Annotated in this window: 12 protein-coding genes and 1 pseudogene; 10 read left to right on the top strand and 3 right to left on the bottom strand. The window is 41.5% G+C overall.

Features of this window, described 5'->3' with window-relative positions; translation table 11 throughout:
- Nucleotides 1-3 precede the first annotated feature (3 nt).
- The 5 genes from BBH88_RS17480 to xerS all read left to right on the top strand — a co-directional run bounded on the left by BBH88_RS17480 (nucleotide 4) and on the right by xerS (nucleotide 4,927).
- Nucleotides 4-1,233 (top strand): MFS transporter, encoded by a 1,230-nt coding sequence (locus BBH88_RS17480; RefSeq protein WP_006830394.1) that lies wholly within the window; start codon nucleotides 4-6, stop codon nucleotides 1,231-1,233.
- 9 nt (nucleotides 1,234-1,242) lie between these two features.
- A complete protein-coding gene (locus BBH88_RS17475; RefSeq protein WP_006830395.1) occupies nucleotides 1,243-2,454 on the top strand; it encodes a type III PLP-dependent enzyme in 1,212 nt (403 codons plus the stop codon).
- A gap of 53 nt (nucleotides 2,455-2,507) precedes the next feature.
- A complete protein-coding gene (locus BBH88_RS19015) occupies nucleotides 2,508-2,636 on the top strand; it encodes a phosphotransferase (RefSeq protein ID WP_006830396.1) in 129 nt (42 codons plus the stop codon).
- Nucleotides 2,637-2,954: 318 nt separating this feature from the next.
- Entirely contained in the window at nucleotides 2,955-3,698 is a 744-nt protein-coding gene (locus BBH88_RS17470) for a Fic family protein (protein WP_065536397.1), read from the top strand.
- Nucleotides 3,699-3,814: 116 nt separating this feature from the next.
- A complete protein-coding gene (xerS, locus tag BBH88_RS17465; protein ID WP_065536398.1) occupies nucleotides 3,815-4,927 on the top strand; it encodes a tyrosine recombinase XerS in 1,113 nt (370 codons plus the stop codon).
- A gap of 171 nt (nucleotides 4,928-5,098) precedes the next feature.
- On the opposite strand, the pseudogene BBH88_RS17460 reads toward xerS, so the two are convergent.
- Nucleotides 5,099-5,675 (bottom strand): annotated as a pseudogene (locus BBH88_RS17460) (IS30 family transposase); the annotation flags it as partial.
- Nucleotides 5,676-6,103: 428 nt separating this feature from the next.
- Here BBH88_RS17460 and BBH88_RS17455 point away from each other — a divergent pair.
- Both BBH88_RS17455 and BBH88_RS17450 read left to right on the top strand, forming a co-directional pair.
- Nucleotides 6,104-6,949, top strand: coding sequence for an SDR family oxidoreductase (locus BBH88_RS17455; RefSeq protein ID WP_006831129.1), 846 nt, complete (start codon nucleotides 6,104-6,106; stop codon nucleotides 6,947-6,949).
- A 24-nt stretch (nucleotides 6,950-6,973) separates the two neighbouring features.
- Nucleotides 6,974-7,606, top strand: a complete 633-nt coding sequence (locus BBH88_RS17450) for an NAD(P)-dependent oxidoreductase (protein WP_006831128.1) — start codon at nucleotides 6,974-6,976, stop codon at nucleotides 7,604-7,606.
- A 499-nt stretch (nucleotides 7,607-8,105) separates the two neighbouring features.
- On the opposite strand, the gene BBH88_RS17445 is transcribed toward BBH88_RS17450, so the two are convergent.
- A complete protein-coding gene (locus BBH88_RS17445) occupies nucleotides 8,106-9,281 on the bottom strand; it encodes an FAD/NAD(P)-binding protein (protein ID WP_006831127.1) in 1,176 nt (391 codons plus the stop codon).
- An 83-nt stretch (nucleotides 9,282-9,364) separates the two neighbouring features.
- Nucleotides 9,365-10,426 carry a metal ABC transporter solute-binding protein, Zn/Mn family gene (locus BBH88_RS17440; RefSeq protein ID WP_065536400.1) on the bottom strand — a complete coding sequence of 354 codons (1,062 nt, stop codon included), beginning with the start codon at nucleotides 10,424-10,426 and terminating at the stop codon, nucleotides 9,365-9,367.
- A gap of 369 nt (nucleotides 10,427-10,795) precedes the next feature.
- Here BBH88_RS17440 and BBH88_RS17435 point away from each other — a divergent pair, with 369 nt between their 5' ends.
- Genes BBH88_RS17435 through BBH88_RS17425 form a run of 3 tightly spaced genes read left to right on the top strand, consistent with a single transcriptional unit; the run spans nucleotide 10,796 to nucleotide 14,498 of the window.
- Nucleotides 10,796-11,752: a CobW family GTP-binding protein gene (locus tag BBH88_RS17435; protein WP_238323363.1), complete on the top strand. Its 957-nt coding sequence runs from the start codon at nucleotides 10,796-10,798 to the stop codon at nucleotides 11,750-11,752.
- Nucleotides 11,753-11,767: 15 nt separating this feature from the next.
- A complete protein-coding gene (locus BBH88_RS17430; RefSeq protein WP_006831624.1) occupies nucleotides 11,768-12,868 on the top strand; it encodes an NAD(P)/FAD-dependent oxidoreductase in 1,101 nt (366 codons plus the stop codon).
- A 10-nt stretch (nucleotides 12,869-12,878) separates the two neighbouring features.
- Nucleotides 12,879-14,498, top strand: a complete 1,620-nt coding sequence (locus tag BBH88_RS17425) for a nucleoside recognition domain-containing protein (protein ID WP_006831623.1) — start codon at nucleotides 12,879-12,881, stop codon at nucleotides 14,496-14,498.
- Nucleotides 14,499-14,578: the final 80 nt, after the last annotated feature.

The following is a 14,578-nucleotide window of genomic DNA, read 5'->3' as shown; positions in this document are numbered from 1 at the left end:
CCAATGAGTAAGCTGAATTCCTTTCCATTGTCCAATTCACTTGCACTCAAATCAGTGAGTTTTCGGAAATTTTTGTACGGAAGCTTCATAACCAGATCTACAGACTGGATGGATATGACCATCTTGAATTGGGTGATATACGAATGGACAAATTCGCCATTGATGTTGGCCATATTAAATGCAAGTCGGCTTTTGCCGGTCTTTCTATTCAGCTTGCCGGCGGGAATTCTTGCTGATCGGTTTGATAAAAGAAAAATTTTAATCATAAATTATTTCACTCTGTTTTTGGCAACTTTATGGATCGCTTTTTTATTGCAAAGGGGAAGTACAATCTTTTGGTTATTGGCGGTTGTTGCATTGCGGTCATGCTTAATGACAATTGAAGTTTCCGTACGCAATTCTTTTTTGTCTGACCTGGTTCCAAAATCAATGCTGGCCAGTGCTGTATCGATTCAGACAACCATTATTAATTTAGCCAGAATGATTGGTCCGGCTATTGCAGGAATGCTTCTCGTTCATTTCAGTCCAGGAATTTTAATGTATGGAGTATCAGGAGGCACGTTTTTCGTCATGCTTTCTTTGTTGTCAATCGGACCTTCTGAACAAAAAACGTCAGAGGTTAAAAAAAGGAAATCTAAACGGCCATTGAAGGAGACATGGCGGTATATACAACAGCAGCCAAAAGTATTATCTATTTTGCTTATTGCCATTGCCCCGATGGTTTTTGGTTTCCCTTACACTACTATGCTTCCACTTTTTTCAAAAGAACTGCTTCAAATGGGGCCAGATGGTTTTGGATTATTACTTTCTGTCTCCTCTTTCGGAGCAATTGTGGCCACGTTACTATTAGCAGTTAGGCAGCCGAAGAGACCCGAACGATTGTTAGTGATTTCAGCTTTTTCCTTTGGAATGGGACTTTTTTTCTTTATTTTGGTGAATGAGAGTTACATATTAGTTCTTGCGCTTATGTTTTTAATCGGATTGGCAAGCCAGTATTACCGGACGCTTAGCAGAGTAATCTTGCAATTAAATGTTGATGAGAGATATAGCGGTAGAATTTTAAGTATTGCTTTGATGGATCGAGGTTATATCCCTTTAGGCGCTCTGCTCGTGGGATGGATTGGTAGTGTATGGGGAGTTGTTTCAGCTGGCCTGTTTATGGGAATTGGTTGCTGTCTCTCTACTGTATTTATTGCCCTATTACGGAAAGATCTGTGGAGAGGGCAGGAATGAGGGGAATGTATGTCCATAATTCAAGAAGAAAAAGTATCGATAAACGATATTGTAAAAAAATTGAACGAAAAGAACAATCGAAGAGAAGCTTTTTGCGCGTATATTTATGATTTGGAACAGCTCAGAAAACATGCTGCTTCTATTAAAAGGTCTCTTCCGCCTTTTTGCCGTCTTTTTTATGCAATGAAGGCCAATCCTGATAAGCGAATTATAAAGGTGCTCGACGAAATAGTCGACGGTTTTGAGGCCGCGTCGGCAGGAGAAGTACGAATAGCAAAAGCAATTTCAAAAAAACCAATCATTTTCGGAGCTCCTGCTAAGAAAGACTATGAACTCGAGTTGATTGTTAAAGGAGAGACCGAACTTGCCAATATCGAAAGCTTTCATGATGCAAACCGACTACAGTATTTAGCGGAATCAGTTCAGAAAAAAGTAGCCGTTGTGGTTCGAGTCAACTTACAAGACAACGTATCAAACAGCTATTTGAAAATGGCGGGAGTCCCTACACAATTTGGAGTCGCCGAACGAGACATTCCTCAGCTTTTGAAAAAATTATCATTGTCACCGAATCTTGAAGTCCGAGGCTTTCATTTCCATGCCATGTCAAACAACCTAGATGCCGAGGCACATGTAAGATTTATTGCTGTATGCTTAGAAAAGGCAGTGGATTGGCAAAAAAAATACGGAATCTCTGCACCAGTTGTGAACGTAGGGGGCGGCATAGGAATAAACTATATCAATTCAAAAGCACCGTTTGATTGGAATGTCTTATCTGAAGGATTACATAATTTATATAAACAGTATAAAAGCAAAAAATTAGAGTTGATAATTGAAATGGGTCGTTATATGGTAGCAGAATCGGGTTTTTATGCGACTGAAGTCATTGATGTAAAAGTTAATCACGGTGAAGGTTTTGCCTTGGTTCGAGGAGGCTCACATCATTTGCGGTTGCCAGCAGCCTGGAAAATGAACCAGCCGTTTATAGTTCTTTCAAATGAAAAATGGGATTTTCCATTTGAACGGCCAATTATAAAAAACAGTAAAGTGAGTATTGCCGGAGAGCTTTGTACGCCAACCGACATTTTGGCCAAAGACGTACTAATAAAGGAAATAAGAGCAGGAGATATACTTATCTTTCAATTCGCAGGTGCTTATGGATGGACTATTTCCCATCATAATTTTTTATCTCACCCATATCCAGAAGTATATTATTATGAGTAAGTAGCAAGTTATAGTGGGCTACTTTTAGACATCTACACTCAGGAAAACAAACTATGATTCATGGAGACTTTACAACAGATAATGCATTTGTTAAAGACGTGGAAGTAAAACTTTTTATTGACGTTGACGGAATGAGCATAGGAGATCCACGGTATGATGTTTCGCAATCAGGAACTTTATAGCCACTCCTTCACTGTTACAAGCTTTTTATGAAGGATTTACTTGATATAGAATTTCTGTAGAAGAGTTCAAATATTTTGATGAGGGACTATATGGATTTTTCTAGTTTATATATTCAGGATTATCGGGAGGGAAGATATTTTATAATCGGCGAATTATAAAATATCTTTCTGTTTATCATCATATGTTCGCAAAATCTTAATTTAACGAACATATAGAATAGTCATGTGATAAAATAAAGAGTATCAAGTTATTTAACATAAAATCTACTGAAATTAAGCACTCATGCCCTTAATCCTCTAAAAAGCAGGTGTTACATAATGAATCAATTTAATCGCGTCGACGAATTAAAAAAACAATTAGATCAACAAAGACCTCTTCCAGCTGCAGCTGTGAAGAACCTGCGCGACGTGTATCGTGTGGAATGGACGTATAATTCGAATGCCATTGAAGGAAACACTCTGTCGTTAATTGAGACAAAGATTGTAATGGAAGATGGCTTAACAATTGGTGGCAAGCGGCTACAAGAACATTTTGAAGTGATCAACCACGCTGAAGCAATCAGCTTTATTGAGGATCAGGTCAATCAGACTGAGCCGTTGGATGAGCGAACGTTAAAAACGATTCATCACTTGATTTTAAAAAACATAGACGATGAAAACGCTGGTAGGTATCGTTCAATTAACGTGAGAATTTCCGGTAGCCAGCACGAACCGCCGCATTTTCTCCAAGTGGCGAATGAAATGCAACAACTTTTCGCCTGGTATGAACAAGAAAAAGAGCAGCTGCATCCAGTAGAACTAGCTGCATTATTTCATTTTAAATTCGTTTATATTCACCCATTCGCAGATGGCAATGGCCGGACCGCGAGGCTACTTATGAATTTGATTCTAATGGGTCACAGCTTCCCTCCTGCTATTGTCAAAGCTGAAAACGTACAGCGCTTAACGTACTACGAAACGTTGGAAACAGCGAGCATGCAAGGTAATACGCAGCCTTTCGTTGAGTTGATTTCCCAATGTGTGGAAGAAAGTTTAACTGCCTATTTAAAAGCGGTTTTATAAGATTATTGTTTTAAATTACTCATTTTCTAGAAAAAATATTTACCACCACTATATGTTCGCTTAAATTACATTTTGCGAACATATGGGAATAGGTCAACAAAGGAGGTCAACATGACATGGCGTTAACACCTGAAGAGCTACAAGTCCTCCAACGGATTGAAAAACAGCTAAACGATATGCCTTTTTATGTCGTTGAATATGTACGTTCCAAAAAGCGTGCCGGTCTTTCGGCCGATACATTGTTACAGTACCTCTACCGCTATCAGCATTTCTTCCAGTGGCTGTTGCGAGAGAATTTGACGGATGCTTCGAAAAGTGCTTCTATTCCCTATTCTATACTGGCTGAAATGAAGAAACAGGACGTGGAGTTGTACATTGAGTTCCTGAAGGAAGAAGCGATTACCCATGAGAATAGTACGGTGAAAAAACGTGGACCTGCGGTGATTACCCTTTCGATTAATGCTTTAAAATCGCTTTTTAATTATTTAACGAAAGAAACCGAGACTGAGGACGGAGAATCGTACTTCTACCGAAATGTCATGAGCAAAATCGTGCTTCATACAAAGAAAGAAACGGCTAGCCGTCGTGCGCAGAAAATTAGTTCCGTCATCCTGAATGAACATGAAATCAATGATTTCATGCAGTTCATCGAATACGCATACGAGGCTACTCTGGAAAGTGGACTTGCTCGCCAACGGTTCAATCGGGACAAGGAGCGGGATCTGGCCATTCTTTCCCTTTTCCTCGGAAGCGGCATCCGGCTCGGCGAAACGGCCCGTATCCTGGTGAAGAAAATCAATCTGAAGAAACAACTAATTGATATCAAGCGGAAAGGTGCAAAAGAAGATACCGTCCGTGTCATGGATCAGGCTATTCAACATGTAAAAGACTACTTGGATATTCGGGAGACTCGGTATACCGGATCGAAAGAAGTCCCTTTCCTATTCGTTACGCTTTATGGAGGGACAGCACGACCTCTCTCCCGTCGCGCCATTGAAAATTTGGTAACTAAGTATACTGCTGCCTTCGTCCAGGGAGAAGGCATGAGCCCGCATAAGCTGCGGCATAGCTTTGCGGCAGACTTCATCCGAAATGGCGGAAGCATTGTTCTCCTTCGGGACCAATTAGGCCACAGCAATATTGAAACCACTTCTCTCTATACAAACCTGTCCAATAAGGACAATGAGCAAGTGTTGACCCGTATGGAAGAAAATCGATTAAAGCAGTAGATATTGATAACCAGCAATGGCTATGGAAAAAAGACAAATGGCGTTTGAAAGCCGGTTGTCTTTTTATCCTTGAAGAATTTTAATGCTGGAGGTTCTTTTAATAGGTATTTTGCGAATAAATAGATGGTGAAAGTACGTAGGATACTCTCTCTCTTCTTTCGTCTATCTATTAATTAGTTCTAACTGGCTTTTCTTGCCGATGACCGTATCGATTTCCCAATGACCGAATTCGGTCCGGTCTTCCACGGCTTCCGGTCGCTCTTCGATACTGCGGCCAAGCACGCGCTTGTTCACTCGGATCCGCCGCTTTTTTGTATTCAGCCGCACTTTCATCGGGAGGTCGATGTTTTTGACCCCGATGTAGCCAAGCTCGATGTAAGTGTAAAGCGTTTTGGTGCACACCGGTTTCCCTTCGAATTGTTCATGGAGTGTTGCAGATCCGCAGACCGCGTCGGGTGACCAATGGTCGTCCAAGATTTTGGTTTCTGCGTACTGGATAAATTCGATGGCGTCATCTAGCTTGAGTTTGGCTCCACAGGCTTGGCGGTTTTCTTCGTATTTCAGCTGTCCGGTTTCCGGAAAGTAGGCTTCGAATGTCGCGCGGCCGGTCTTCATCTGCGTGACGATGCCACGTTTGAGTTCTCGGCTGATTGTGCTTTTGTCGCAGCCAATCGCTTCTGCAATAGCGGTTTGGGGTTTTTCCCTCCTCCTGAAGCGCGGCGATTCGCCCGCGGTCGAAAGGGATCATGTGTTTAAACGAGCGTTTTGATGTGGTAGACTGTATGTGCCATAGATAAACCTCCGTATCGATTGATGTTTCGTCGACTTAATCATACACGGTTTATCTGTGGCTTTTTCTGTTTTTTTAGCAAGTTAGCTGTTGCATTTCATTTTACAACTATATAAGTTGAACTAAACAAGTATCATATTGTAAATCGCTTCGGTCGCTTTGGGCATGGCTCTCGCTATGAGCCGAGAAGAACACTCGTCTCATAGCTTCGCCTAGCCCCTTGCCGCGCCTCCGCTAAGATATCTCTCGATATGGAGAAAAGCGTCTGTCTGGAGCGATTTCTTCTTTTACCCACCCTCATTGAGTTGAAAAAGCTATTTCTTTAGTTCAACTTATATAGCCTTTTTTTATTCTATTAAGCGATTTCAATAGAAAGCAGGGATCTTATGACGATTTTAGTTACAGGTTTTACTGGAAAAGTAGGATATGAAGTTGCGGAAAAATTAAAAGAAGAAGACCTTCCATTTAAATGTGCTGTTCGAAACGTTGAAAAAGCAAAAGAAAAATACGGAGAAAGTTATGAATTTGTCAGTCTTGACTTTTCAAAGCCTGTTACTTTTGGGGCTGCATTGAATGGAATTGACAAGATCTTTTTAATGTATCCTCCAGGTGATCATCTTCAATTTGAAAGATTTATCGAGAAGGCAAAAGAAGAGGGAGTCAAGCATATTGTCTATCTGTCTTTAAAAGATGTTCAATTCATGCCCTTTGTTCATCATTATAAAAATGAAAAATTAATAAGAAATTCTCTTATTCCGTATACTTTTCTGCGTGCTGGCTACTTTATGCAAAATTTAAACGATTTTCTTCATAGAGAGATCAAAGAAAGAAAGCGGATTTTTGTGCCCGCGGGAAAAGGGAAAACCAGCTTTGTGGATGCTAGAGATATTGCAGAGCTCGCCATGATTGCTTTAAAAGATACGGCAACACATACAAACAAAAAGTACATTGTGACAGGTGATGAAGCCTTAGACTTTTATGAAGTCTCGCAAATTCTTTCAGATGTGCTGCAGGTAAAGGTCGAATACACAAACCCATCTGTGAAGGATTTCAAAGAATACATGGTTTCAAGAGGAGAGCAGAAAGAATTTGTTAATGTTGTTGTGGGCATTCATTTCCCGACAAAGCTCGGCCTCGCCAAAGGAATAAGATCCGACTTTGAACAAGTTGCGAAAAGAAAACCGACAAAAATAAGAAAATATATTGAAGACTATAAAGAAAGTTGGATTTAAAAAATGACTAGGGAGGAATCTTAAATGAAGATTATTATTTTCGGTGCAAGTGGAAGAACGGGAAAACCTCTTGTAATGCAGGCCCTGGAAAGAGGGCATGAAGTGACGGCTTTTGTCAGAAGTAAAGCCAAACTTCCCATTCAACATGAAAATCTAACCATTTTTGAAGGAGATGTATTGATTTATGAGGACGTAGAGCTGGCTGTAAGAGGACAGGCTGCTGTACTGAGTGTCCTGGGACACACGAAAAATAGCCCAAAAAACCTTTTGACTCGGGCCATGGAGAATATTACAAAGGCTATGGATCTCTGCGGTATTAAGAGGTTAATCAATTTGACCGGTGCGGGAGTAAAAGTGGAGAAGGATGTGAAACAGGGATTGGTCAGCCGGTTATTTGGACTGGGACTAAAAGTAGTAGCCAAAGAATTGTGGATCGATTCCGTCAATCATAAAGAGTGCATTATCAAAGCTGATTTAGACTGGACAATTGTTCGAGCACCAAGACTAGTGGATGGAGAAAAAACAGAACAATATAGAACAGGTTATTTTAAGTTTAAAAAACCTTTCGTTCGTCGCTCTGATGTTGCCCATTTTATGCTGGAAGAATTAACGAAAAATGAGTACGTCAAAAAATATCCGCTAATCGGTGCGGTTTAATAGGCGAAGTAAAAACAGTATCTACAAAAGTGTAAGGTTATGGAACACTTACAGATATAAAGAAAATAACGACAATGATCTCCATTGTGGGAGAGATCACGTCGTATCGCCTTTGGTGGAACAGGAAATTGTCCCGATTGGTTGGCTTAATGAGGGAGCATTTTGAAGGTTATGGTGCTACGCGAGCCGATGGATTTTGCGTCGGTCGCGATTCTTTTTAGCGTGCTGGTCTATTAGAAACTGAAGCTTTGAATAATTATGATTTGCGGATCGCTTCTCATCTTGTTATAACGGTAGAGAAAGAACGATTTGTATAGCTGAAAAAGATAACTATCATTCGAAAAAATCACCCTCTGCATAAAAGCTGATTTAGCACTAGCTTTTATGCAAAGGGTGATTTCTATTGTTGATTTCAAAAATTTTTTATAAAGATTTGTCGTGTTTGAAGTTTTAACCCCTGTTTTGGAAGTCAATACATGGATAGTTAGGAAAGCTCAATCTATAGACTATTTGTTATCCGTTCAGCTGCCTGGCGAGCTCCAGAGATATTTCGGGCAATGGGTCCGATTTCAAGTTCTGCCAAAGCACCCATCACGTATAAATTGGGTCCCCATTGCAAAGTTTCAGAGATTATGGGATATCCGCAATCTGCGCATTTCAATTGATGCTTCTTGATAACAGGCGTCAACCATTCTTGCCCTGGAAGCGTCGGAATAAAACCGGTTGCTAATAAAACAGTCCCAGTTTGCTGAACTAAACGGCCTTGCTCATCGTAAAGCTTAACAGAGTCCTTTTCCATTCTTGCTTGATGAACCTGGCCGTCCGAAACCAGTAAATGATTTTGGCGTATTTGGTGACGTAACTTGATATACAAATCCCGTGGAATCGAACCTTTATGCCGAGCATGAACAATTTTTTCGCGGCGCTTTTTGTAAGAGCCGGTTTTGCGAAAAGCTGTTTGGTTTTTAGGGCCAAGCCAGCCCGGATCACTGTCGAAATCATGCATACGAAAGGGATGGCGTTTTAGCAAGCGTACTTGTTTAGGAAACAGCGTATTTAGTTTGAGGGTTAAATGAACAGCTGTGATTCCACCTCCGACGACAGTAAAGGGGGCTTGCATCTCTTTAAAGTCTGGAAGAGCCGGATCGAAAATATGATAGACCGAGGAAACAGCGTCTTTTTTCAGTTTTTTGGCCCATTCAGGCCAAGATAACTGCTCGCTGATGCCGATGGCCAATATCATGTTCTCCCCTTGCAGCAATTGTCCACTTTGAAGCTGGACTTGCCACCCATTCTGCGCTCGGTCGATGGTTTGAACAGAGCCCTGGACCCAGCTTCTTTTTAGCGACAAATCCTTGACCAAATGTTCGCAATGGTCCTGAAATAAAAGACGAGAAGGGCGCTTTAATCTTCCGAGAAAAGAAGAACCTTCGTTGTGTCCATTGTCTTTCACAAACGCCTCCAAGCTAAAGGGGTTCACATCGATGTGGTGGACAGATGGAGAGCGCAGAAAAGGCATCGAAATGGCATTTGTGTAGCGGTTCCAGTTGGCTAATGGTTCAGTATGCGGATCAATAATTGCCAACTCATCACTCGCGACTTTGTGTTGTTTCAACAAAAAATTCGCCATCGTCGTTCCCTGGATTCCTCCACCAACAATTATCCATTTATACATAGACCATCTTCTCCTTTCCCGTGCGAGTATCTTTTCTAGAAGTAAGATATTAAAAAGCACCGCAAGTTTCGCAGTACTTCGACTTACTTCAGAATGGTTTCCAACACGTCACGATTCTTTTCCATCAACGTGAAATAGGTCTCCCCGTTATCCAGATTTTCTTGAGTCAAGACGCTTAAATTATGCATCTCAATCGCCTCCGCACCGACTTCTTTTTGGATGATTTCTGTTAAATCGGATGATACATTCTGTTCAAAAACGATATAGTCAATTTCTTTCTCTTTTGCAAGATCAACAATCTCCGTCAATTCTTTTTGAGAGGGTTCATCCTCGCTGTTCAACCCGGCAACCGCCACTTGTTCAAACCCGTATGTGTCCGCAAGGTATCCAAATGCAGCATGTGAAACGAAGAATGTCTTGTTTTCAACCTGGTCTGATAATTCAGCGAAAGACTGATCCAGTTGTACCAATTCACTGACAAGCTCATCAAAATTTGCTTCGTATAGTTCAGCGCCTTCTGCATCTGCCTCTACTAGTGAGTTTTTAATTGATTCAGCAAGCTTCTGACTCAACACTGGAGAAATCCAAAGATGTGGATCTACAGACCCATGATCATGCTCATCATGACCTTCTTCTTTATGAGAATCATCGTCATGGCTTTCCTCTTCAGCATGATTATCGTGATTTTCTTCGTCATGGTGTTCATGTTCGTGATTCTCAAGACTTTCTTCTCCATGCGATTGACCAGATTCCAATTCTTCATCGGAAATGGCATCAGCAGTGGCGACAAGTTCCACATTTTCTTCGCTAAGTGTATTTTTGGCGCTGTCAATAAACCCTTCGAGGCCAAGACCGATATAAAAGAGCAGATCGGATTCGGCGAATGCGATCATGTCTTGCTGTGTAGGTTCAAACACGTGTACATTTCCCCCGGGGGGATAAATTGACTCTACATTGACCCGTTCACCACCGATACGCTTTGTGAAATAAGCAAGCGGATAAACGGTCGTATATACTTCAAGTTCTGATGCGGCGGGTGCACCAGCTACTTCAGTTGATTTCGAATCGTCTTCCTCTGTTATTGTCGGCTGACTGCATGCGGCAACAAATAAGGTAGGTATTAAAAGAAATAAGAGTTTTTTCATATACACCCTCCTTAAATCGTAATCATTACACTTTTCTATCAAACGAAATGATACACGCTCCATGAGAAAAAAACAAGCTATAATTAAAATAATTAAAGCAGTTTAGAATGCGATTACTAGTTAGAAAGAAAATAAGGAGTAAATGCACCGATTTGTTAACTATTTAGATTGAAGAACTTATTGAAGAGAATATGAAAAAGAAAAAGTGAAATAATTATTGCTGTAAAGAAAGCCTATTTATACACAATGATTGACGGTGTCGAAGAAATCCCTTATCATACGAATCGTAATGATTACTATTTATGCGATAACTTAACGATAGCCGTTTATAGATATTCAGAAACAAAAAACATGAAGGTGGCGATTTATTTGGGAGAACCCATCCATTTATTTATCTTAAGCGGATTTTTAGGCAGTGGAAAATCCACCTTATTGAAAGAGCTCGCAGAGAATGAAAAAGCAACTGGGAAGAAAGTAGCAGTAATTATGAATGAACTCGGCGAATACTCGGTGGATTCGGAAATTATTGGTTCGGATATGACCATTTTGGAATTATTAGATGGCTGCATTTGCTGCACCATGAAAGATGAGTTGGAAATGCAGTTACTGGAGCTGTACAGGAACGAACAACCGGATGTGATTTTTATAGAAGCAACCGGAGTCGCGCATCCAGTGGATATATTGGATGCCTGCCTGTCGCCAGTCCTTGCTCCATATATGGTTGTAAAACCGCTCATCACAGTAGTGGATTCAAAAAGGTGGGTGCACCGTGCGGAATTGAGCCCTCCAGTTCAGAAGTTATTGGAAGAGCAAGTCAAGTATGCGGATCATGTTCTATTGAATAAAGCTGATACAGTTTCTCCTCAAGAAATAGATTTCTTGCAACAAACCATCAAAGAAATCAATCCGACTGCGCAGCAGTCGATTACTACGTATGCGAAGACGGAGATAACAGATATGGAACATGCAAGGAAAATAGGAGACTTGAAGGACCATGAATCTCTGCATGTTGTCCACCATTTACGTATCCAATCTATGACTCATACATTTCAAAGCGAAGTCGACCGATCCGACTTTGAAGATTGGTTAGAAAAAACATCATCAAGTTTATTTCGGTTAAAGGGTTTTTTGCGCTTCACTGGAGAAAAAGAAACCTTTTTAATCCAGTTGGCATATGGCAAGCCTTTCATGTTACCCCTGCCAATTAACTTACCGATGAACATAGTCATCATTGGAGAAGATTTAGACAAGGAGCAGATAACAGAAGAATTATCTGAATTGGAAACTAAAGAGGGAAGCCAGTATGCACCAATCAACAATTTATGAAGGGGGTATTAAAATATGATTACAATTATTGGTGCAGGACCAGCTGGAATCGGGATGGGAGTTCTGCTCAGACAAAGCGGAGTGGAGGATTTTGTGATCATCGAAAAAGATACGGTAGGTTCGACTTTTTTTCAATGGCCAAGTGAAACTAAGCTCATCACGCCTTCTTTTACCGCCCATGGGTTCGGGCAATTGGATTTGAATGCGATCCTGCCTGACACTTCGCCTGCCTATACATTTGGAAAAGAACACTTATCGGGAGAGGAATACGGGGATTATTTGGATTTGATCGCGGGTCATTATGATTTGCCGGTTCGTGAACACACGATGGTCCATCATATTGAAAAAAGAGGAGAGCAGTATTGGATACAAACGGACGAAAATGGGGATGGCCACTTGTCGGCTTCCATCATTGTGGCTTGTGGCGAGTTCCAGTTTCCAAAGCGCCCCTTCTCTGCTGGACTGCATTATAGAGATGTAGTTTCGTGGGCAGAATTAGAAGGAACCAGAATGATTATAGGAGGTGGGGAGAGTTCGGCTGATGCAGCTTACCATTTAGCGTCCAAAGGCGAAAACGTCGATGTCTACTATTCGGCAGGTTCCTGGTTTGACACATCGGTGGATCCGAGTCGAACTTTATCCCCCTTTACAAGAGAGCGCTTAAGTTCATCAGCTATAACAGGGAAAATTACAGAGCATACACATAAAAAGGCGATCTCAGTTGAACAAGATGCGGATCTGCTGGGCTATACCGTGACTTTCGATGACGGAACAAGTATCGCAACAGAAAATGAACCGATCATCTGTACAGGATTCAGCCACGGGGCAAAACAATTTGGGGAATTATTCGAGTGGAACGAAGAAGGGCTTCCATTGCTGACGGATAAGGATGAATCCACCATTGCCCCATCAATATTCTTGATCGGTCCGAGCGTCCGTCAAGCCAACACGATTTTTTGTTTCATTTATAAATTTCGTCAGCGATTCGCCATTGTGGCTGAAGAAATATTCAAACGCCACCAACTGGCTCATAACCCAGCGATTTTTGACTCGTATAAAGCAGCTTCCATGTATTTGAGTGACTTATCCTGCTGTGAAAAAGATTGCGCGTGCTAGGAGAATTTGAATGAGAATTGTATTAGTAGGACTGGAGTCTTCGGGAAAGACAACTTTGCTCAATCGTTTATCTCCCAAAAAATATCCTTCCCAAGGATCGAATGTCAGAGGAGCAACTTCAAGGATAGGGGAAGTAAAAGAGCAACACCATCATTACATCGATACACCGGGAGTTCGTCTGGGGAGTGAATTGGTCACAAGCAAGTATACGAAAAAAACGGCAGCCACAGCCGACCAGCTGTGGCTGGTCGTTCGGGGAACGCATTTTTTAGAAGAGTTAAAAGCGCTGGAAAGCCTATTCTCTATTAAAGAAGTTCCGACAGCGATTATTGTCACGTTTCAGGACAAAATGGATGAAAGTTCCAAAAAGGCATTAATGGGATTTAAGGATGCCAGGGACTTTCCGCTATGCCTCATCGATACTCGCTCATATAACCCCGAACTCGTAAAGCAACTGAACGACAGTGCCCGGCAGGTAACTAATGAGGAGTTAATAAAAATCTATCGATTGCCGCTAAAAAAGGTAAAAACGTCAAAGCCTCTATTCCATCATCCGATATGGGGGCCTTATTTTGCCCTTACTGTCTTGATGAGCGTATATGTGCTTCCTATTTTTCTGGCTTACCAATTTTCTAGTCGAGCCGAAGCTTTTGTGGACCTTCATGTGCTGGCTCATCTGGAGAAATGGAGTTCGGCATTGCCGGAACCGTTTTATACTCTGACATTAGGAGACTATGGGCTTATTTCACTCGGCATCTATTCTTTTGTATGGGCTTTTCCGGTCGTTTTGCTGTTTTCGATGACTGTAGCAATTACAGAGGAGAGTGGGTTAAAAGATCTGATTACGGATGGACTTGACTCCGCCATGCGAAGATTCGGATTGACAGGACAGGATCTCGTGCCGATTATTAGCGGCTTCGGGTGCAATGTGGTTGCGATGGAAGCGACTCGCAGCTGCAATGTCTGTTCGAGGAAAAACTGCATCTCCGTCATTTCATTTGGTTCAGCCTGCAGTTACCAAATGGGTGCAACCCTTTCAGTGTTCGGAGCTTCCGGCAATATAATATTGGTTGTGCCTTATACAGCAGCGTTGATGATGGTGTCCTTGATTCATGTGAAGATTTGGAACCGCTCAATTGCTATTCCAAAACTCCAAAAGCATCAGTCTTTTCTACAAAGACCTTCGCTCAAGACGATTTCCTATCGGACTAAACCGGTCATTAGCCAATTTCTGTTTCAAGCAATGCCGATTTTCCTAATTATTTGCCTGGTAGCTTCCGTCATGGAAATGATTGGAGGCATGGCGGTTTTAAGCCTGTTTGCGGCACCATTTCTGGCTTTGTTCGGCTTGCCTGAGCAAGTGGCCCCAGCTTTCATTGCAAGTATTTTTCGGAAAGACGGCATTTTGCTATTGAATCAAGGATCCGGGAGCCTGCTGGAACAAATCACAACTGGACAGTTATTTTTGGCGGTATTTTTCTGCAGCACATTTACTGCATGTCTTGTGACCTTGATGAAAATAGCGAAGGAATTATCAATAAAAGATGCCTTAGCCATCGCCGGCAAACAAATGGCGACGAGCAGTGCCAGTGTAGCCGTCTTTGCGTTTATTCTTTATGTCATTCTATAGTAGCCAATTTTTAAAGGAAATAAGTACTATACTCTAAATGAGCATTTTTGCAGTTAAAAATTCCCAACGAATGTGAACAG

Origin of the sequence: Planococcus antarcticus DSM 14505 (assembly GCF_001687565.2) — a bacterium.
In the GTDB taxonomy this organism is placed as follows: domain Bacteria; phylum Bacillota; class Bacilli; order Bacillales_A; family Planococcaceae; genus Planococcus; species Planococcus antarcticus.
Note: the sequence above shows the minus strand (reverse complement) of the source record. Positions and strands in the feature narration are given on the sequence as shown.

What these genes read in the sequence shown, in the direction of transcription:
- BBH88_RS17480 (WP_006830394.1), top strand. Translation starts at nt 4, where the DNA reads ATGAGTAAGCTGAATTCCTTTCCATTGTCCAATTCACTTGCACTCAAA.
- BBH88_RS17475 (WP_006830395.1), top strand. Translation starts at nt 1,243, where the DNA reads ATGTCCATAATTCAAGAAGAAAAAGTATCGATAAACGATATTGTAAAA.
- BBH88_RS19015 (WP_006830396.1), top strand. Translation starts at nt 2,508, where the DNA reads ATGATTCATGGAGACTTTACAACAGATAATGCATTTGTTAAAGACGTG.
- BBH88_RS17470 (WP_065536397.1), top strand. Translation starts at nt 2,955, where the DNA reads ATGAATCAATTTAATCGCGTCGACGAATTAAAAAAACAATTAGATCAA.
- xerS (WP_065536398.1), top strand. Translation starts at nt 3,815, where the DNA reads ATGGCGTTAACACCTGAAGAGCTACAAGTCCTCCAACGGATTGAAAAA.
- BBH88_RS17455 (WP_006831129.1), top strand. Translation starts at nt 6,104, where the DNA reads ATGACGATTTTAGTTACAGGTTTTACTGGAAAAGTAGGATATGAAGTT.
- BBH88_RS17450 (WP_006831128.1), top strand. Translation starts at nt 6,974, where the DNA reads ATGAAGATTATTATTTTCGGTGCAAGTGGAAGAACGGGAAAACCTCTT.
- BBH88_RS17445 (WP_006831127.1), bottom strand. Translation starts at nt 9,281, where the DNA reads ATGTATAAATGGATAATTGTTGGTGGAGGAATCCAGGGAACGACGATG.
- BBH88_RS17440 (WP_065536400.1), bottom strand. Translation starts at nt 10,426, where the DNA reads ATGAAAAAACTCTTATTTCTTTTAATACCTACCTTATTTGTTGCCGCA.
- BBH88_RS17430 (WP_006831624.1), top strand. Translation starts at nt 11,768, where the DNA reads ATGATTACAATTATTGGTGCAGGACCAGCTGGAATCGGGATGGGAGTT.
- BBH88_RS17425 (WP_006831623.1), top strand. Translation starts at nt 12,879, where the DNA reads ATGAGAATTGTATTAGTAGGACTGGAGTCTTCGGGAAAGACAACTTTG.